This window comes from Xanthomonas sp. Leaf148 (assembly GCF_001423585.1).
Taxonomy (GTDB): Bacteria; Pseudomonadota; Gammaproteobacteria; order Xanthomonadales; family Xanthomonadaceae; genus Xanthomonas.
In genome coordinates this window covers 792,240-812,267 of the sequence record NZ_LMOP01000001.1, presented here as the reverse complement: position 1 = coordinate 812,267, position 20,028 = coordinate 792,240, and the positions used below count along the sequence as shown (strand labels likewise).

At 65.9% G+C, this 20,028-nt stretch carries 10 protein-coding genes, 2 other RNA genes and 1 pseudogene; 12 read left to right on the top strand and 1 reads right to left on the bottom strand.

Annotated elements, in window-relative coordinates:
- The first annotated feature begins 46 nt into the window (after positions 1 to 46).
- The 7 genes and pseudogenes from ASF90_RS03295 to ASF90_RS23175 all read left to right on the top strand — a co-directional run.
- Complete coding sequence (locus ASF90_RS03295; protein WP_055846307.1) at positions 47 to 1,045, top strand: nucleoside hydrolase; 999 nt, start codon at positions 47 to 49, stop codon at positions 1,043 to 1,045.
- 60 nt (positions 1,046 to 1,105) lie between these two features.
- Positions 1,106 to 1,181, top strand: a non-coding RNA gene (locus ASF90_RS21290) — sX9 sRNA.
- A 715-nt stretch (positions 1,182 to 1,896) separates the two neighbouring features.
- A complete protein-coding gene (locus ASF90_RS03290) occupies positions 1,897 to 6,774 on the top strand; it encodes an alpha-2-macroglobulin (RefSeq protein WP_236699195.1) in 4,878 nt (1,625 codons plus the stop codon).
- A 152-nt stretch (positions 6,775 to 6,926) separates the two neighbouring features.
- Positions 6,927 to 7,394, top strand: a complete 468-nt coding sequence (locus ASF90_RS03285) for a transposase (protein ID WP_055846305.1) — start codon at positions 6,927 to 6,929, stop codon at positions 7,392 to 7,394.
- Positions 7,395 to 7,851: 457 nt separating this feature from the next.
- A complete protein-coding gene (locus ASF90_RS03280) occupies positions 7,852 to 10,818 on the top strand; it encodes a TonB-dependent receptor (RefSeq protein WP_055845785.1) in 2,967 nt (988 codons plus the stop codon).
- Positions 10,819 to 10,968: 150 nt separating this feature from the next.
- Positions 10,969 to 11,916: a glycerophosphodiester phosphodiesterase family protein gene (locus ASF90_RS03275; protein ID WP_055845782.1), complete on the top strand. Its 948-nt coding sequence runs from the start codon at positions 10,969 to 10,971 to the stop codon at positions 11,914 to 11,916.
- Positions 11,916 to 12,014 (top strand): annotated as a pseudogene (locus ASF90_RS23175) (glycerophosphodiester phosphodiesterase); the annotation flags it as partial. The gene ASF90_RS03275 and the pseudogene ASF90_RS23175, both read left to right, overlap by 1 nt.
- A gap of 160 nt (positions 12,015 to 12,174) precedes the next feature.
- Here ASF90_RS23175 and ASF90_RS21285 read toward each other — a convergent pair.
- Positions 12,175 to 12,250, bottom strand: a non-coding RNA gene (locus tag ASF90_RS21285) — sX9 sRNA.
- Between the two features lie 400 nt (positions 12,251 to 12,650).
- Here ASF90_RS21285 and ASF90_RS03270 point away from each other — a divergent pair.
- From ASF90_RS03270 to ASF90_RS24055, 5 genes are all read left to right on the top strand, one after another.
- Positions 12,651 to 13,901 (top strand): HlyD family efflux transporter periplasmic adaptor subunit, encoded by a 1,251-nt coding sequence (locus ASF90_RS03270; RefSeq protein WP_055845780.1) that lies wholly within the window; start codon positions 12,651 to 12,653, stop codon positions 13,899 to 13,901.
- 18 nt (positions 13,902 to 13,919) lie between these two features.
- Positions 13,920 to 14,687 (top strand): ABC transporter ATP-binding protein, encoded by a 768-nt coding sequence (locus ASF90_RS03265; protein ID WP_055845776.1) that lies wholly within the window; start codon positions 13,920 to 13,922, stop codon positions 14,685 to 14,687.
- The gene (locus ASF90_RS03260; RefSeq protein ID WP_055845774.1) at positions 14,687 to 17,128 is read left to right on the top strand and encodes an ADOP family duplicated permease; all 2,442 of its coding nucleotides are present in this window, start codon (positions 14,687 to 14,689) and stop codon (positions 17,126 to 17,128) included. Before ASF90_RS03265 ends, ASF90_RS03260 begins: the two co-directional genes overlap by 1 nt.
- Before the next feature lie 157 nt (positions 17,129 to 17,285).
- On the top strand, positions 17,286 to 18,677 hold the full coding sequence (locus tag ASF90_RS03255) for a sigma-54 dependent transcriptional regulator (protein ID WP_055845771.1): 1,392 nt from the start codon (positions 17,286 to 17,288) through the stop codon (positions 18,675 to 18,677).
- 799 nt (positions 18,678 to 19,476) lie between these two features.
- Positions 19,477 to 19,980, top strand: a complete 504-nt coding sequence (locus tag ASF90_RS24055; RefSeq protein ID WP_236699194.1) for an ATP-binding protein — start codon at positions 19,477 to 19,479, stop codon at positions 19,978 to 19,980.
- Positions 19,981 to 20,028: the final 48 nt, after the last annotated feature.

Here is a 20,028-nt window from a genome sequence, read left to right as displayed (position 1 = left end):
CGCCGGCTAGCATGCCGGCGGTTTTTTTTTGCAGCAGGAGAAACAGATGCAACACAGATGGCAACGCACCTGGAGCATGCTGGCGATGTGGTGCCTCTGCGCCGCCGCGTGGGCGCAGACGCCCGCAGCGGCGGTGCAGGGCACAGCTGCGCCTGCGCCGGCCGACATGGTGGTGGTCTCCACCGATATCGGCGACGACATCGACGATGCGTTCGCACTGGCACTGCTGTTGCGTCGCCCGCAGGTGCAGGTGCTGGGCATTGCATCGGCGTGGGGGGATACCATGCTGCGTGCACAGCTGTTGCAGCGTTTGTTGCAGCAGGCCGGGCGCAGCGACATCCCGTTGGCGGTGGGCAAGCGCACCACCAGCACGATTGCCTTCAGTCAGGCGAACTGGGCCGCGAAAGGGCAACTGCCGAGCGGCTTGCCCGATGCAGCGACGATGATCCTGCAGCAGGCGCAGCGCCATCCGGGTGAGGTGACCTTGCTGGTGCTGGGCCCGATGACCGACGCCGCACTGGCGCAGCAACGCGACCCGGCGGGCTTTGCCAAGCTCAAGCGCATCGTGGCAATGGGCGGGTCGGTGCGGGTGGGCTACGGCAAGTCCGCGTATCGCCCGGCCAGCGCGCCGGCCGCCGAATACAACATCGTGTCCGATGTGGCGGCCGCGCAGCGCGTGTTCGCGGCCGGCGTGCCGATCGTCCTGCTGCCGCTGGATGCCACCCAGATCACCCTGGAAGAACCCGAGCGTATCGCGCTGTTTGCGCACGGCGACGGCCTGACCGACGTGCTCACCCAGCTCTACTACCAATGGCGCAACACCGACCAGCCCTGGGCGAGCGCAACGCCGACCTTGTTCGATGCCGTGCCGGTGGCCTGGTTGCTGCGCCCCGAACTGTGCCCGACCACGCCGCTGCATCTGGACGTCGATGCGCAAGGCTATACGCATGAAGGGCGGGGCACGCCGAACGTGCAGGCCTGCCTGCGCGCGGACAAGCCGGCGTTGATCGACCTGTACATGCGCACGATGTTGCAGGTGCACTAGGAGCTGCTAACAAAAGGACTGTGCAGTCGCCAGGCGGGCGCGGCTGGTGCTCGGTGCGGCATGTATCACTTGTGCGTTCCGGTGCTGAGTGTGCCGTCCACACCTGCCTGACGACTGGTCGTTACGTTTTTTTTCGCTGCTCTAAGAACAGCGAGAAAAACGGAGTTAGCGCCCTCCGGTGGTGAGCACCGTGGTTTTGTTGCCCACTCTATTTTTCTGCAGTCAAAAGCCTGGTTAGTCGAGCGCGCGGTGCCCTCACCGCTTGCGGGACACGCCGTACATCCGTCCATGGAGGCTCGGTGGCGGCATCCATGCCGCCACACGGTCCCGCAGGCGGCGAGGACACCGCACCCGGAACGTTCGCAGGTTGCTTTGTTCAACGCCTGCCTGTTGCTCTGCTTGCGATGGGACGTTTGTCGGGCGCACCGCTATCCAGACAGCGCATGTCATGCCGTGCTTGTAATCATGCACACCAACACTCTCGACTGGTCCTTGGCCGCCCCACCGTCGTGGGACCTTACGCGGCATGGATGCCGCATAAGAGCTCACATCGAAGTACTTGCGGCGTGTCCCGCGACGGTGGGCGGCCAAGGACCCTGCAGCCACGTCGCAGCTCAGCGGCCCTGCACTAGACCGGCGTCAAACCACTGGGCTCACCTCAGCACCGGCGCGCCGGTGCCAGCGCGGCATGCACACAGCCGCACACGATCACCGCCCATCGGCAAGTTCACGACCGTCCACACATCCGACATCGGTGGCGTGAAGCACGTCGCTATACTGGCCGCCTCAGTCATGGGGTAGCGCGAATGGACAGGCAGCAATCAGGGATGAAGTGGTTTGGCGCGCGGCGCATGCTGCTATGGGTGGTGCTGCTGACCGTGGCGATCGGCGGGGTGGCGTGCAAACGCAACGAAAGCGGGCAGCTGCCCACCGCCAGCGGCGAGGCGATCAAGGCCGACAAGCAGGCGATTACCGGGTTTGCGCTCGCGCGCGCCTATCCCGACCAGACCGGCGACGGCCTGTCGCTGGCGCTGGAATTCTCGCGTCCGCTGGTGGGTACGCAGGATTTCGATGCGCTGGTGCGCTTCGAAGAAAAGGTCGGCACCGGCGACAGCAGCTGGTCGCTGTCCGACGACGGCAAGACGCTGCGCTACCCGTACGTGGAAGCTGCCAAGGACTACACGGTGCTGGTCGACGCCAATCTGCTGGCCGCCGATGGTAGCCGTCTGGGCAAGCCGCTCAAGCAGAAGGTCTATACCGGCGAACTCAAGCCGGTGGTCGGGTTCGCTTCGCAAGGCAGTGTGTTGCCGGCGCGCGAAAGCCGCGGCCTGCCGGTGGTGTCGGTCAACGTCCCGGAAGTGGACGTGGAATTTCTGCGCGTGCGCGAGAAGTCGCTGCCGGCGTTCTTCCAGCAGTTTCAGCGCGGCGGCCGTCGTGGCAGCTGGGAGCTTGAGAGCGAATACAACGACAAACAACCGCTGTCCAAGCTGGCCGACCCGGTGTACGTCAACCGGTTCATCCTGGGCGGCAAGCAGAACGAGCGCGTGCTGACCTACCTGCCGACGCAGGACATTAAGGAGCTGCAGGAGCCTGGCCTGTACTTTGCGGTGATGAAGCGCGCCGGTAGCTTCGAGAACGAACAAGAGACCGCGTTCTTCACCGTCAGCGATATCGGCCTGCACACGCGCGCCTACAAGGACAAGTTGTTCGTGCACACCGCCTCGTTGCAGAGCGGCGAGCCGATCAAGAACGTGGAAGTGCGCATCCTCGATGCCAAGGGCGAGCTGTTCCTCAAGGGCGCCACCGACGGTAACGGCAATGCGCTGCTCAACTACACGCTCGATGCCGGCCACGTGCTGGTGGCGCGCAGCAAGACCGATGTCTCGTTGCTGCCGTTCAACCAGCCGGCGCTGGATCTGAGCGAATTCGCGGTGGCCGGGCGCCAGAGTGCCTGGTTCGACGTGTTCGCCTGGGCCGGCCGCGATCTGTATCGCCCCGGCGAAACCATGCGTGTGTCGGCGATCCTGCGCGACAACGATGGCAAGCCTACCAAGCCGCAACCGGTCTTCCTGCGCCTCAAGCAGCCGGACGGCAAGACCTTCCGCGAAACCAAACTGCAGCCGGGCGAGCAGGGCTACTTCGAATTCACCCAGCAGATTCCTGCCGATGCCGCGACCGGCCGCTGGCAGGTGGAGTTCCGCACCGACCCGGCCAGCAAGGATGCCGTGCAGGGCATGACCGTGCGCGTGGAAGAGTTCCTGCCCGAGCGCATGAAGCTGGACCTGGATGCCGCGCAAAAGACCTTGAGTGCCGGTCAGCCGTTCAAGCTGGTCGCCACTGCCGCGTATCTGTATGGCGCGCCGGCCGATGGCAACCGTTTCACCGCCAAACTTGCGGTCAGCGTCGAGCAGCATCCGCTGGAGTCGTTGCCGGGCTGGTTCTTCGGCGACCCCACCCTGGAGCTGCCGCGCGAAGCCAAAGATGTGATCGATACCGAGTTCGGTAGCGACGGCATCCTGCGCGAAGACATCGCGCTGCCCAGCGAAGCCAAGCCGGTCAGCACGATCGCCGCAGTGGTCTCCGGTAGCGTGTACGAAACCGGCGGACGCACGGTGACGCGCACGGTCAAGCGCGTGCTGTGGCCGGCCAAAGCGCTGGTTGGCGTGCGCCCGTTGTTTGACGACGAAGACGGCGCCGATGCCAACGGCAACGCGCGCTTCGAACTCACCCGCGTGGATGCCGACGGCAAACCGCAGCCGGCCAAGGGCCTGAAAGCCACGCTGGTGCGCGAGCTGCGCGACTACCACTGGAACTACAACGACAACCACTGGGATTACGACTTCACCCGCCGCTTCGAGAACAAGGACACGCGCACGCTCGATGTGGGCAGCGCCAACGCCAAGCTCGATTTCCCGGTGGAGTGGGGCGAGTACCGCCTGGACGTGTTCGACCCGGCCACCGGGCTGACCACGCGTTACCCGTTCCGCGCCGGTTGGAGCTGGAACGACGAAAACCGCGGCCTGGATGCGCGTCCGGACAAGGTCAAGCTGGCGCTGGACAAGACCGGCTACCGCGCCGGTGACACGCTCAAGGTCACGCTGACTCCGCCGCACGCCGGCAAGGGCGTGCTGCTGGTGGAAAGCGACAAGCTGCTGTACGTGCAGGACATCGACGTCAAGCCGGGCAGCACGTTCGAAATTCCGGTCACAGAAGCCTGGGAGCGCCATGACGTCTACGTCACCGCGCTGGTGTTCCGTGGCGGTACCGCACCGAGCAAGATCACCCCCGCGCGTGCGGTGGGCGTGGCGCATGTGCCGATGGATCGCAAGGCGCGGCGCGTGGCGGTGGGATTGTCCGCGCCCAAGCAGATGCGTCCCGAACAATCGTTGCCGGTGACGGTGAGCGTGCCGGAACTGGCGGGCAAGGCGGCGCACGTCACCATCTCGGCGGTGGACGTGGGCATCCTCAACATCACCCGCTTCCCGGTGCCCGATGCCAACGCGCAGTTCTTCGCGCAACGTCGCCTGGGCACCGATGCCTATGACATTTATGGCCGCGTGATCGAAAGTTTCGAAGGCGCCAGCGGCAAGCTCAAGTTCGGCGGCGACATGGCGTTGGAAGCGCTGCCGCAGGCCAAACGCCCGACCGCCCGCGTGCAGACCGTGGACCTGTTCTCCGGGTCGGTGACGCTCGATGCCAAGGGCAATGCACGCGTGCAACTGCCGGTGCCGGATTTCAATGGCACCTTGCGGGTGTCGGCGCTGGTGTATTCGGATACGCGTTACGGCAATCGCGATATGGAAACGGTGGTGCGTGCGCCCATCCTGGCCGAAGCCAGCATGCCGCGCGTAATGGCACCGGGCGATCGCAGCACGGTGACGCTGGACGTGCAGAACTTCACCGGCAAGCCGGGTGAGTTCAACGTGCGCGTGGACGGTATCGGCCCGCTGTCCATTGCCGAGGCGTCGCGCAGCATCAAGCTGGGCGTGGATGCCAAGCAGACCTTGAGCTTCCCGCTCACCGCCACCGAAGGCTATAGCGTGGCCAAGGTGCGCGTGCGCGTGGACGGCAATGGCTTCAAGGCCGACCGCAACTACGAGCTGCCGGTGCGTGCCGGGTGGCCGCAGGTGTTGCGCACGCAGACGCGCGTGCTCGACCCGCTGGCGCCGATCACCCTGGACAGCAGCTTTGCCGACGGCCTGATGGCCGGCTCGGTGACTGCGCGCATGGTGGTCAGCCCGCTGCCGCCGATTCCGTTCGCCAGCGCCATGCAGGGCGCGCTGGATTACCCGTATGGCTGCGCCGAGCAGACCACCAGCAAGGGCTACGCAGCGCTGTTGCTCGACGAGGCCACCGCCAAGGCGCTGGGCACCAAGGGGCTGGATGCGGCCACGCGCCGCGAGCGCATGGAAGGCGCCTTCGGCCGCCTGGCATCGATGCAGATCGCCAGCGGGCATTTTTCGATGTGGGGCGACGACGGCTACGTCAATCCGGGCCTTACCCCCTACATCGCCGAGTTCCTGCTCGACGCCAAGGACGCCGGTTTTGCGGTGCCCGATAACGTGCTGCAGAAGGCACTCAATCGCCTGAGCGAAGATCTGCTCTCCGGCGGCAACGAGTTCTATGGGCAGGACCGTCGCGACAACCTGAAGTTCGCCAACCAGGCGTGGTCGGGTTACGTGTTGGCACGCGTCAACCGCGCCCCGCTGGGCACGCTGCGCGCGCTGTACGACAACCAGCGCGACAAGGCGTTGACTGGCCTATCGCTGGTGCATCTGGGCGCGGCGTTGTCGCTGCAGGGCGACACCAAGCGCGGTGACGCGGCGATCAAGGCCGGGTTTGCCAAGGACAGCGCCGAGCGTCCGCGCTATCTGAGCGATTACGGCAGTGTGGTGCGCGACGATGCCTTGATGATGGCGTTGCTGCACGAACGTGGTTTGTCCAAGCCCGAGTACGACACCCGCGTGGTGGCCCTGGGGCAGGCACTGGATGCACGCCGCGCTGGCGGTGTGTTGTGGCTGAGCACGCAGGAGCAGATTGCGCTGGCGCGGCTGGGCAAGGCGTTGATGGTGGGGCAGGGCAAGCAGGTCTCGGGCAGTTTGACCGTCGGCGATGAGGTGCAGCAGATCGCACCGGCTCGCGTGTTCGGACGCAGCTTCGACAGTGCGGCGCTGGCCCGCGGCGTGCAGTTCGCACCGCAGGGCGAAGCGCCGATGTATGCCAGTCTGGAAGTGGCCGGCATCCCGCGCACTGCACCGGAAGCAGACACGCGCCACCTCAGCGTGGAGCGCAGCTGGTACACCACCGACGGCAAGCCGTGGACGCCGCGTGCACTGAAGGAGGGCGAGGCACTGATCGTGCGCGTCACCATCACCGCCAACGAATCGATGCCCGATGCGTTGCTCACCGATCTGTTGCCGGCCGGCCTGGAAATCGAGAATTTCAATCTCGGCGATGCCAAGCAATGGGCCGACGTGGTGGTGGACGGTATCGGCGTCAGCGAGCGCTCCAGCGCCGCCGACGTCAAGCACGAAGAGTTCCGCGACGACCGTTATGTGGCCGCGCTGGCGCTGTCGTCGGGCAGCAAGGCGCAGGTGTATTACCTGGTGCGCGCGGTAACGCCGGGCACCTACACCGTTCCGCCGTCGCTGGTGGAAGACATGTATCGGCCCGAGCTGCGTGGCGTAGGCCGCACCACCCCGGCGACGATCACGGTGGTGCAGCCCTAAAGGCAACAAGGTAGGAGCGCGCTCGCGCGCGATGGAGCTTTCCCGGCAATCCCCCATCGCGCGCAAACGCGCTCCTACGGTTGGGGTTTCCTCACTGAAGCGAGCGCCCGACCCCGATGCAAGGATTTGCGTGGGCGGGCCAGCATGCATCGATGATCAGCCCCATCTCCGCAGGACATCGTGCACTACGTCGTGGCCGGTGCTCGCTCGCAAAGTGCTGCTATCTACTCACCGTGACAACTGTCCAGCGGCGACGTGTGTTCGACGATTTTCAGCTGGCCGCGTCAGCGTGCCGCGCGTTCATCGCCGCGCAGCCAGAAGATGCCACCTTACTTGCCTGGGTGCTGATGCCGGACCATGTTCACTGGCTGGTGCAGCTGGGGGACGTCACTCCGCTGGCGCGGACGGTGTCATGCATGAAGGCAGCAAGCACGCGTGCGGTCAATCAGCAGCGCGGGGTGCCCGCCGCGGTTTGGGCGCGGGCCTACCACGACCGCGGCTTGCGCAATGAAGACGATCTGCGCAGCGTGGCTCGCTACCTGATCGCCAATCCGCTACGCGCCGGATTGGTGGAGCGGGTCGGTGACTATCCATTCTGGGATGCAATCTGGCTGCCGTAGGAGCGCGTTTGTGCGCGATGGGACTACACCGGGAGAGCCGCATCGCGCGCAAGCGCGCTCCTACGCGCGGTTGGACGTCAGCGGGAGAGCCGCATCGCGCGCAAGCGGGCTCCTACGCGCGGTTGAACGTCAGCGGGAGAGCCGCATCGCGCGCGAGCGCGCTCCTACGCGCGGTTGGACGTCGGAGGGAGAACCGCATCGCGCGCAAGCGCGCTCCTACGCGCGGTTGGACGTCAGCGGGAGAGTCGCATCGCGCGCAAGCGCGCTCCTACGTGCGGTTGAACGTCAGCGGGAGAGCCCAATCCCGCGCAATGGCACCGCGGCTTCGCATGCGGCGACACAGCTGCGCATTGTCTTTTCGATGCGATGCAGGCGACACGCAAGGGTCATTTTTACTGGATAGGGTGGCGTGCTTTCTCACCGGCGCGGCGCCCTTGCTGCGCGATCTCGGGATTCCATGCAGCGCTCCGATTCGTACCGTTTGCACTTGTCCGTTCTCGCCGTCGCCATCGCGGCATGTTCCCCAGCGTTGCAGGCGCAGACCAACGCGGCTTCTGCTAGCGCACAGCGCACTGTTCCATCGTCGCCTGCAGTCTCTGCAAATCCAGCAGGCGCTATCGCGGCACCGGGCGACGCAGCAGGCACCGACTCCGTCGCGTTCTCAGGTGAAATAGCCAACGTCGACGCACCGCGCGCCGCCACCAACACCGGCGTACAAACTCTCGATGCCATGCAGGTCACCGGCGTGCGTCGCGCCAATGCAGCGGCGGTGGAGAGCAAACGCGCAGCGACCAACATCACCGATGTCATCAGTGCCACCGACGTGCGCGCACTGCCGGACAGCACCATCGTCGAAGCACTGCGCCGCGTGCCGGGTTTATCCGTGTTGCCGGCCACCGACAACGAACATCCGCGCGACGAAGCGGCCACGCCGGTGTTGCGCGGCCTGGGGCCGTCGTACAACAACGTCACCATCGATGGCTTGACCATCGCCTCGCCCGGCACGCCCAACGGTACGCTCGGCTCGATCACCCGCGGCGTGCGGTTGGATCTGTTGCCGGCCTCGATGGTCAGCGAGTTGCAGGTGATCAAGACGTTTACGCCGGATCTGGATCCCAATGCCACCGGCGGCGCGATCAATCTCAAGACGCGCAGTGCGTTCGAAAACGGCGGCAAGCCATTCTTCAGTGCCGAAGCAGCGCTGGGCCATGCCAACGATGTTGGCAAGCCGCGCGATCAGGACGACCCGGGCTATCGCCTGAATGCCACCGGCAGCCGCACCTTCGGCAGCGAACAGCAATACGGCTTCACGCTGTCGGCCAACTACCAAACGCTGAGCAGCTACACCGAAACCCATATGACCACCGACACGGTGCATTACGGGTTCTACGACAATAACGGCGTACTGCAGACCGGCGCCAATCTCGGCAATGGCTGGGCGGTGCCGCAGCAGGACAAGTATTGGTACGTGCAGAATCAGCGCGACCGCTATGGCGTCACCGGCAAGTTCGAAGTGCGGCCCAGTGCGGCGCTCGAAGCGTATGCCATGGCCGGTTACTACTATTTCAAGGACAACATGGAGCGCAACGAGGTCATCATCGACCCGCGCAACCGCAACCAGGTGTTCAACCAGACCGCCACCTCCGGCAGGTATCCCGGCGGCGATATCGAAGTGGGATATTCCAACCAGATTGTCACCACGCGCACCAAGGTCGCGCAGCTGGGTACGATCTGGCGGCCGACCGATCGGCAGCAGTTTTCCGCGCGCGGGGCGTGGTCGGATGCGACCTACGACGAGCCGATCCGCATGATCAAATACGCCACCGGCATTACCCGCGCCGCAGCGGTGCCAGTGGGCCAGACCGGCAGTGGCGTGACCCTCAATGCCACGCCCAACTATGCGTTCAACTACGACACCTCCGGGTTCGATCAGCGCTTCGGTGTGTCGCCGCAGGCTTATAACAACCTGGACAACTACAGCCTGTCGTACTGGCGGCCAGACTACAAACGCACCGCGGCCGACCGCATTCTCACCGGACGGCTCGATTACGGCTTCAATCAGGGCGAGAGCGATCAGGGCGTTGGCTTTGCGGCGGGCGTGTCGTACACCACCGACAAGCCGTCCTACGACATCTATCGTGTCGAGTATCAGCCCAATACCAGCGCGCCGGCCTTCGGCCTGGCCGACGTGGCCGGCACCGGCAGGGCGCCGATGCGTTACGCCGGCTTGAACCTGATCACCATCGATCCGGACAAGGCCAACCGCGTGCTGGCGGCAACGCCGTTGAGCGCATTCAACAGCACCGACCAGCAGGCTTTCAGCAACCAGGACAACTTCACCCATACCGAAAAGACCTTCGGCAGCTATGGGCTGGTGAGCTATCGCAGCGATCGGCTCAACGTGCAGGCCGGTGTGCATTTGGATCGCACCAAGCTGGACACGGTGGGCCGCCAGCGTCAGCTGGATACCGCGACCAATCGCTACGTCTACGTCGACATTCCGACCAGTGCCGATTACGACTATCTGCTGCCGTCGGCCATCATGACCTACCATCTGACCGACGCGCTGGACCTGCGCGCCGGCGCCAGCCGCACGCTCGGCCGCCCGCCGTACGATGCGTATGCCGCGCGTACTTCGATCGGCTTCGTCAACACGACCGACGCCGGCAACCCGAATGCGCAAGGTGTCACCGTCACCATCGGCAACCCGGACATCAAACCGCGCGTGTCCAATAACCTGGACCTGTCGCTGGAATGGCGCTTGCCCGGCGATTTCGATGCGTTCGCCTCCACGGCGGTGTTCGATAAGCGTATCCAGGACGAGATCTTTACGCTCTCGCGCACCGACAGCTTCAGCTTCGACGGCACCACCTACGCCAATGCCTTGATCAGCACGCCGGCCAATGCCGCCAAGGCGCGCATTCGCGGCGTGGAGTTCAACGGCATCGTCAACACCTTGGCGCCGATTGCGCCGTGGCTCAGCGGTGTGGGCTTCAGCGCAAACCTCGCCGTGCTCGATGGCAGCCTGGATGTGCCGTATAGCGTCGGCAGCGGCAGCAACGTGAGCCAGCGCGAGCGCAAGCTCGACAACCTGGTCGGCCAGCCCGACTACACCGCCAACGCCACGCTGTTCTACAACACCGGCGGCCTGGAGCTGCGCGCCGCCTACAACCGGCAAGGCAAGGCCTTACGGGCCATCGTCAGCAATATCGATTGGCAGGATCTGTACTGGTCGCCGCGCTCGCAACTGGATTTCACTGCCACCTATGCCATCAGCAAGCAGCTCAGCTTGATCGGCCAGGTCAGCAACATCACCCACAGCCGCATCACCAGCGTGACGGGCCCAGGGCAGAACCTGCTCAAGGACAGTTATTCGGTGCCCACCACCTACTGGTTTGGTCTGCGCTTTACGCCGACGTTTTGAGCGCAGCGTTTGAAATAAAGACGCCATGGGCCGGATGCCGATGGCGCGCTGGATCGGACGTGCGAGCGGTGCGTACCGCATCCAGCTTGCATGTGCTTCGTCTGGCGCAGACGCCGTCGGGCGATCAGTCACCCACTTGAGAGTTGTTCAATGACACTACGTTCTGTTGCCACTGTCGCCGCCATGCTGTGCGCGACGCTCGCCAGCCCTGTGAATGCAGCGCCCACCGGTGTCGCGGCGATCCAGGCGCGCTTGACCAACCCGCAGGGCGGCATCGTGGTGGTGGCGCATCGCGGTTGCCACGCGGCTGCACCGCAGCATGGCTTCACCGACACCGCACCGGAGAACTCGCTGGCGGCGCTGCAGCGGTGCATCGCCATCGGTGCCGATGTGATGGAAACCGACGTGCGCCGCGCCGCCGATGGCACGCTGGTGATGTTGCACGACGCCACCATGGACCGCACCACCGATGGCACCGGCAAGCTGTCCGAGCTCACGCTGGCCGATCTGCAAAAGTTGCGTTTGCGCAGCGACGAAGGCGGCGCGCAGGCAGCGCTGACCGATCAGCGCGTGGTCACGCTGGAGCAGATGCTGGCCGCCGCCAAGGGCCACATCCTGCTCAATCTGGACGTCAAGGATGCGATCTACGTGCAGGTGGTGGATGCGGTCACGCGTGCCGGCATGCAGCACCAGGTGATCGTCAAGGCCGAAGCCGGCATTGCGACCCCGCCGCTGGCGGCGATGCAGCCGTTCGACAGCGTGTATTTTTTCCCGATCCTGATCAACGCGCACGGCACGGCCGATCTGGCCGCGATCGCCACTGCACAAACCCGCAATGCGCGCCCGATGGCCTTTGAACTGCCCAAGATGGCCGCCTCGCAATTGCCAGCCTTGGCGGCAGTGAGCAAGACACACAACGTGCGGCTGATGGTCAACTCGCTGTGGGAAGGGTTTATCGCTGGCTACGGCGGCGACGCCGATGCCGAACGCGACCCGGACAAGGTGTGGGGGCGTCTGTACCGCGATGGTGTGTCGATCATCCAGACTGATGCACCGGAAGCGTTGTTGCGGTATCGGCAGACGCTGGAAAAACGGTAAAGGTCTGGGGGCGTCTGTACCGCGATGGCGTGTCGATCATCCAGACCGATGCGCCGGAAGCGTTATTGCGGTATCGGCAGACGCTTGAAAAACGGTAATGGAGATCGTCGTGCGACCAGCTTTGCTGCGGCTGAGCAGAGCGGTTGCGATTGGCGTGGCGGCAATAAGGGCCGCAGGCTGCGCGCAGACAAGCGCGGCGTTTGATCATGCACACAAGCGCCAACGCGCACTGCGATGACATCGACACGCTGAGAGCGCGGCTTACAACCATAGCGAGCCGTCGTCAGCTGGGCGTGCACAGCGCACTGAGAACCGGAGTGGACGCGCTGTCCCTGCCGCACCGCGCATCGGTCGCACCTGCCTGGCGATGAGCGCAGCGGTGGGTCAGCCGCTCCAAGCCGATCACGCTGCGGCCGATGCCTGATCGAGAGCCTGCATCACCGGCGCCACGCGCTTCGATGCAGCGGCTTGTCGTGCTCGATAAAGCGCGATGCAGCAACCCGTTCTGGACGTGACGCGCGCATGTCGCAGAGCCGCACACCAGCGGCATCCGCACCGCTCGATTCGCACAACGCTGCCGCGCGCCTGCAGGGACAGGCCGCGTCACTGTCCGGTATCGATGGCGCATGTACGAAATCGTACATCGCAATGCGCGCCTCGAATCGGCGAGTACATTGAAAATCAAGGGGTTGCAGGCCGCTAGGACATGGCACGCGTCCTGCTCTCACCTTGGCATGGATATCGCCAAGTCTCCCAGTCGTTTTCGTCTGCGCCGCCTGCATGTGGGTGTGCTCGTTGGTGGCGCCGTGGTGCTGGCCGCCATCATCGCCGCGGTGGGCCTTGGTCGCGCCAGCCCCCGCGTGGAGCGTGCCAGCGTGTGGATCGGCACCGCCGAGCGCGGCGATATGTTGCGCGAGATCCGCGCCACCGGTGTGTTGGTCCCACGCGACACGCGCTGGATCACCGCTGGTGCGCCGGCCACGTTGGAGCAGGTGGTGGTGCAGGCCGGCAGCCGGGTCGAAGCAGAGACGGTGATCCTGCGTCTGCAAAATCCCGAGCTGGTGGCCAACCAGGAAAAGGCCACGGCGGCGTTGGCCGGCGCCGAAGCAGAGGTGTCCGCTGCGCGCACCGCATTGGCCTCGCAACTGCTCGATCAACAGGCGCTGCAAGCGCGTGCCAACTCTGACTGGCGCATTGCCGAAATCAAGACGCAGGCCTATGAGCGCGCACATGCGGCGGGTGTCATTTCGGCAATCGAATTGCGCGAGAGCCAGATCACCGAAGCGCAGCAGCGCGGCCGCGCGCAGATCGAACAGCAGCGCGTTGCCGCATTCCGGCAAAACATGGCCGCCCAGTTGCGTGCCGCGCAGGCACGCCGCGACGAGGTGGTCAGCAGCCTGGCGATCGCGCGTCAGCAACTGGCTGCGCTGCAGGTGCGTGCCGGCATCGCGGGCATCCTGCAGCAGGTCGACGTGGAGCCCGGCCAGCAGGTGGCCGCAGGTGCCAAGCTGGCCCGGGTGGCGCGACCGGATGAGTTACTGGCGCGGCTGCAGGTGCCGGAAGTGCTGGCCAAGGATCTGTTGCTGGATCTGCCGGTCAGTGTCGATACCCGCAACGGCCTGGTCGCCGGCAGCGTGGTCCGTATCGACCCTGCAGTGCGCAACGGCAGCGTTAGCGTGGACGTACGCTTCGTGCAGCCGCTGCCTGCCGGCGCCCGGCCGGACCTGTCGGTCGATGGCCGTATCCGTCTTGGCATGCTGCGCGATGTCATCAGCGTCGCGCGCCCTGCGCTGGCCGCGCCGGATTCATCGGCGGCCCTGTTTGTCGTGCAGCCCGGAGGCGATGCCGCCATCCGCGTGCCGGTGCGGTTTGGCGCCGTCTCCAGCGACCGTATCGAAATACGTGCCGGGCTCCGGCCCGGCGACCAACTCATCCTGTCCGATACCAGCCAGTGGGCAACGTTTCCACGGTTACGTCTACGCTAGACCTTCAAGGAGAGCTCCATGCAGCCCACAGTCACCCCCTCCGCCCCGCTGATTCGCCTGCAGGGATTGAGCAAGGTGTTTCACACCGATGAGGTGGAAACCCACGCGCTTGCCGAGATCGCGCTGGATATCGCGCCGGGCGATTTTGTTGCGATCACCGGGCCGTCGGGCTGCGGTAAATCCACGCTGCTGTCGATCCTGGGTCTGCTGGATGTGCCCAGCCACGGCGACTACCTGCTGCAGGGCCGCAATGTTGCCGATCTCACTGCCCGCGCGCGTGCCCGCGTGCGCAACGACCACATCGGTTTCATCTTCCAGGCCTTCAACCTCATCGCAGATCTCACCGTCGAAGAAAACGTCGCCTTGCCGCTGACCTATCGCGATGGCGTCAGTGCCGCCGCCCTGCGCCAGCGGGTGCGCGAGGTGCTGGAACTGGTCGGCATGCACCACCGGCAGCGGCACTATCCCGGCCAATTGTCCGGTGGCCAGCAGCAGCGCGTGGCAGTGGCGCGCGCGCTGGTGGGCGAGCCGGCGATCCTGCTCGCCGACGAGCCCACCGGCAATCTCGACACGCGCAACGGCGAGTCCGTCATGCAGTTGCTGGAGCAGCTCAATCTCACCGGCACCACCTTGTGCATGGTCACGCACGATCCCGCGTTTGCGCGCCGGGCCTCGCGGATCGTGCACATGCTCGACGGCCGCATCGTCGACGAAGACACCTTCGAACGCATTCGCCACGAACACGACAGCGTCTTGCCGACGTTGGTCACGGAGCCATCGCCGTGATGGCGCATGCGCTGCTGTGGCGCGAAGCCAGGCAATCCTGGCGTGGCCTGTTGCGCCGGCCCGGCTACCTGTTGCTGGCCAGCCTGACCCTGGCGCTGGGCGTGGCGACCACCACTGCGGTGTTCGCGCTGCTGGACCAGGCGTTGCTGGCACCGTTGCCGTTTCCGCAGGCCGAGCAATTGGTCACCTTGGGGCGCCCCTCCGAGCAGGGGCGCAACGTGGCCGGGCCGGGCTATTACGCACCGCTGCGCAGCTTGCCGGGGCTGTCGGCTACCGGAATGCTGCGTGCCTGGCCGTTGCCGATCAATATCGCCCGCGGCGATAGCGCCGACGTGGTGCAATCGATCAGCGCAGACCGCGGCTTTTTGCAGACGCTGGGTGTCCGCATGGCGGCCGGGCGCAACTTCGACGATGCTGAAAATCAGCCCGGTGGCCCGCCGGCGGTGATCCTGAGTTACGCATTCTGGCAGCGCTACTTTGGTGGCGACCCGGCGGCGGTGGGGCGCGTGTTGCAGGTGGAAGGCCGGGCGGTCCCCGTGGTCGGCGTGTTGCCGGCGCAGTTTCCGTGGGCCCAGCCGTTCGATTTGATCCAGACCATGCAGCCGGACCTGGCCACCACCAATCTCTCCACCAACGAAATCATCGTCGGGCGGTTGAAGCCGGGCGTGCGTCCGGAGCAGGCCTCTGCGCAGGTGGCAGCGGCTTTGGAGGCTGCACTGCGCACCAATCCCGGCATGACCGACACCTGGTTTCAGGAACTTCAGCGGCATCCGGCCAACGCGTTGCCGCTGAAGAACGCGCTGTATGGCGCCAATAGCGGCAACACGCTGTGGTTGTTTTTTGCCGCCGCGGGGTGCGTGCTGGTGATTGCTGCGGTGAATCTGGTCAGCCTGATGGCGTTGCGCGTACTCGGCCGCAGTCACGACAGCGCCGTGCGTGCGGCGCTCGGTGCATCGCTGGGTCGGCTGAGCCTGCCCGCACTGGCCGAAGGTGTGTTGATCGGTCTGATCGGCAGCCTGGGCGGAGTGCTGCTGGCGTGGATCGGCCTGCGCCTGTTGGGCAGCTGGGTGCCGGTGATGTGGTTGCGCGGCGACAGTGCGCATCTCACCGGCGGCAGTGCGCTGTTTGCGCTGCTGGCAGGGATCGGCACTGCCGTGCTCGCGGCCGTGCTCGGTGTCGCGCGCAATCGCAACCGCAACCTGGTGCTGGAACTGGTCGGCGGGGGGCGCGGCGGATGGAGCCTGCAGGCCGGGCGCTTGGCGCGTGCGTTGGTGGTGGTGCAGGTGGCGATTGCCGTGGTGTTGTTGGTCGGTGCGGCCTTGTTTGCACGCTCGCTGCAGCAACTCTCACAGGTGCCGATGGGATTTGAGAGCAGGGCCGCAGCCATCTTTACCCTGGCACCGGTCAAGCAGCGCTACGCCACGGCGGCCGACGCGGTGGAGCAGGCGCGCCGCATCGTCGAACGCTTGCAGCGCGAGCCGGGAATTGCGCTGGCAGGCGTCTCCACCAATCCACCCACCACCACGCAGCTGAGCTGGAGCGTGTCGACCTCGCAGGCGCCGTCGTTCAATACGCAATACCGCCTGGTCACGCCGGGATTTATGGAAGTCTTTCAGATCCCGCTGCTTGCCGGCCGCGCGATCGGCAGCAACGACACCGCCGGCGCTGAAAAAGTCTGCCTGGTCAGTGCGTCGTTTGCGCAGCGCTATCTGGGAAATGACGCCATCGGCAAGCAGGTCGTGCTGGAAGACGACGGCAGCGGGAAGCGCGTGCCCATGCGTGTGGTGGGGGTGGTCGGGGACGTCCGCCAGGCCGGGCCGGCCGAGCCTGCGCCCCCCATGGTCTATCAGCCATTGGCGCAGATGAGCGATGCGATGTATCAGATCCTGCGCAGCTTCGGCGGCTTGACCTATGCGGTGCAATTGCGTGCCCAGGCGCAGCGTGTGGACGAGCGAGCCTTGCGCAGCGCCATTGCCGAGGTCGCCCCGCAGCAACCCATCGCCGGGCTGGAGTCCATGCAAACCGTGGTCGCCACCACCACCAGCGATCAGAAGCTCAACTTGTTGCTGGTGGGGTTGTTTGCCGGGCTGGCGTTACTGCTTGCCGTGGTCGGCCTGTACGCGGTGATGGCGGTGGCGGTGACCGCGCGGCGGCATGAGTTCGGTGTGCGTGCCGCGATGGGCGCCTCGTCCGCGCGCTTGCTGGGCCAGGTGCTGCGCGAAGCGGCGCTGCAGCTGAGTGTTGGCCTGGCGATCGGTTTGGGCATCGCCATGGCGCTTTCACGCGTGCTGCAACGGTTCTTGTTCGATGTGCGGGTGGCCGACCCCTTGGCCATTGGTGGCGTACTGCTGGCACTGAGCCTGGCCGGCCTGCTCGCCGCGTTGGTCCCGGCCTGGCGCGCGGCGTGCGTGTCGCCGATGCAGGCGTTGCGACTGGAATGAAGACATGCACCACTCCACCGACCCGCGGGCAAGCCGCATGCACGATGCAGTTGCGCACGCATGCAGCAGCGTGGGCGCTGGTGGGCGCTGCAGGCGCGATCCGGGCGTGCGCTTCGCACGGCGCCGCGATCCGGCGCGTGGCCGCTAGACTCTGCACATGACGGTTCCTTCAACCCCCGCAGCCCGCATCCTGGTGGTCGACGACCAGCCCGACGTCCGCGAGGCGATGCGGCTACTGCTCAAGAGCGCCGGCTACGGCATGGTCGGCGCGGAGTCGCCGGAGGTCGCGTTAGGTTGCCTGCGTGGCGACACCTTTGCCGCGGTGCTGGTGGACATGAATTACCGCCGCGACACCACCTCGGGCGAAGAAGGGCTGGGCTTGATCGCGCAGATCGCCGCGCAGTGGCCGGGGTTGCCGGTGATTGCGATGACGGCCTGGGCCAGCGTCGGGCTGGCGGTCAACGCCATGCAGCATGGCGCGGTGGATTTTGTCGAAAAGCCCTGGCAGAACGCGCGCGTATTGAGCGTGTTGGAGAGCCGCATCGCGCTGGACCGTAGCCGCCGCAGCGAGCGCCACCTCAGCGAGGCACAGGCGTTGCGGCTGCAGGAGGCGGCCGGCGGCTTCATCGCCGAGTCGCCGGTGATGCGCCGTCTGCTCGACGATCTGTCGCGCATCGCCAAGAGCGATGTCGGTGTGCTGTTGCTCGGCGAAAACGGCACCGGCAAGAGTGTGGTGGCCGAGCTGCTGCATCAATGGTCCGCACGGCATGCGCAGCCCCTGATCAAGGTCAATATCGGCGGGCTGGCCGCCAGCGTGTTCGAGTCGGAGATGTTCGGCCATGTGCGTGGCGCGTTTACCGATGCGCGCCAGGACCGCAGCGGCCGCTTCGAGCTGGCCGATGGCGGCACGTTGTTCCTCGACGAAATCGGCAACCTGCCGCTGGAACAACAGGCCAAGCTGTTGCGGGCGATCGAAGACGGCGAGTTCGAACGGGTCGGCGCCTCGCGCACCCAGCGCGTGGACGTGCGCATCGTGGCGGCAACCAACGCCGATCTGGAGGCCGATGTCGCCGCCGGGCGCTTCCGCCAGGATCTGTTGTATCGCCTCAATACGTTTCAGCTACGCGTGCCGCCCCTGCGCGAACGCCACGACGACATCTTGCCGCTCGCCAGGCACTACCTGGCTGCGGCGTGCACGCGTTATCGGCGGGCCTTGCCCACGCTGGCGCGCGATGCCGAGCAGGCGTTGCTCGGCTACGCATGGCCGGGCAACGTGCGCGAACTGGCGCATGCGATGGAGCGCGCTGCGCTGCTGGTCGATGGCAACGTCATCGGTGCCCAGGACCTGCGCATGCGTACCGCGCCCCATGACACAACGACAGTCGCAGCACGCATGACCCTGGATCAGGCCGAGGCGCTGCTGCTGCGCACCGCACTGGCCGACCAGCAGGGCAACCTGCAGCGCGCCGCAGAGCAGTTGGGCATCACCCGGCAAAGCCTGTATCGGCGCATCGGCAAGCACGGACTGCGTGGCGACGATGTCGGGTAAACCCCTGCGCTGGCAACCGTGGTGGGTGGCCGTGCCCGCGCTGCTCGCACTGGCGGTCGTGCTGTGTGTGGGAGCGCCGGCGGCCACCGAGGCCGTGCTGTTGCTCGCCTGCGTGGTCCTGCTTACGGCCGCGATGGTGCGCCTGCGTCAGCGCCGCGATGGTCACCGCCAGCGCACCCTGGCCGGATTGCTGGACGCATTGCGCGAGGGCGACTACAGCGTACGCGCCGTCTCGGTTGCCGGCAGCGATGCCATGCTGTTTGCGCGCTTTAATTTGCTGGCGCAACGGTTGCAGGACGAGCAGCGCGACGTGCACGAAAGCCTGCAACTGTTGAGCAAGACATTGGCGGCGCTGGACGGTGCGGTGTTCGCCTTCGAGCAGGATTGGCGCCTGCGCCTGGTGAACCCGGCCGGCGAGCGTTTGCTGGGTGCCGCGGCCGAGACGCTGTTGGGGCGCTCTGCCGAGGCGCTTGGCCTGTCGGCTTTGTTCGCGGTGCCCTCCGGAAGCATTCACGTGCAGACATTCGCCGGCCAGCAGGGGCGCTGGCAGGTAGGGCATGCGGCCTTGCGCAGCCGCAGCCAGGCCGGTCATCTATTGGTGCTGCAGCCGATGGAGCGCGCCTTGCGCGACGAAGAGGCGCAGGCATTCCGGCGCTTGCTGCGTGTGCTCAGCCATGAGATCAACAACTCGCTGGCGCCGATCGGCTCGATTGCCGACACCCTGGCGCGCATGGTGCCGCCACCGGCAGCGATGGTGGATGCGGAGCTGCACACTGATCTGCGCGGCGGGCTGGCGGTGATCGAGCAGCGCAGCGCCGCACTGCAGCGCTTTCTTGGCGGCTATGCACGCCTGGCGCGCCTGCCTGCACCCAGCGTGATGCCGATTGCACTGCAGCCCCTGTGCGCGCGCGTGCAGCATCTGCTCGACGACCCACGCCTGTGTATCGATATCGCACCTGCACTGCAGGTGCAGGCCGATGCGGATCAACTGGAGCAGGTGCTGATCAATCTGGTGCGCAATGCGCTGGAGGCCGGTGGGCAGGCACAGGTCTGGCTACGCGCGCGCGGCGGCGACACCGACGCCTGCATCGAGATCGTCGACGGTGGTGCCGGGCTCCCGCCCAGCGACAACCTGTTTGTGCCGTTCTTCACCACCAAGCCTGGCGGTTCCGGCATCGGGCTGGTGCTGTCGCGGCAGATCATCGAGGCCCAAGGCGGCAGTCTGCGCCTGCACGCACGCACCGACGCGCCTGGCACAGTGGCCGAAATTCGCGTGCCACTGCATGCTTTGCGCGATGGATGATCGACGCACCAACACAATGAGCACCACGACACAGGACAGTGTGGCCGA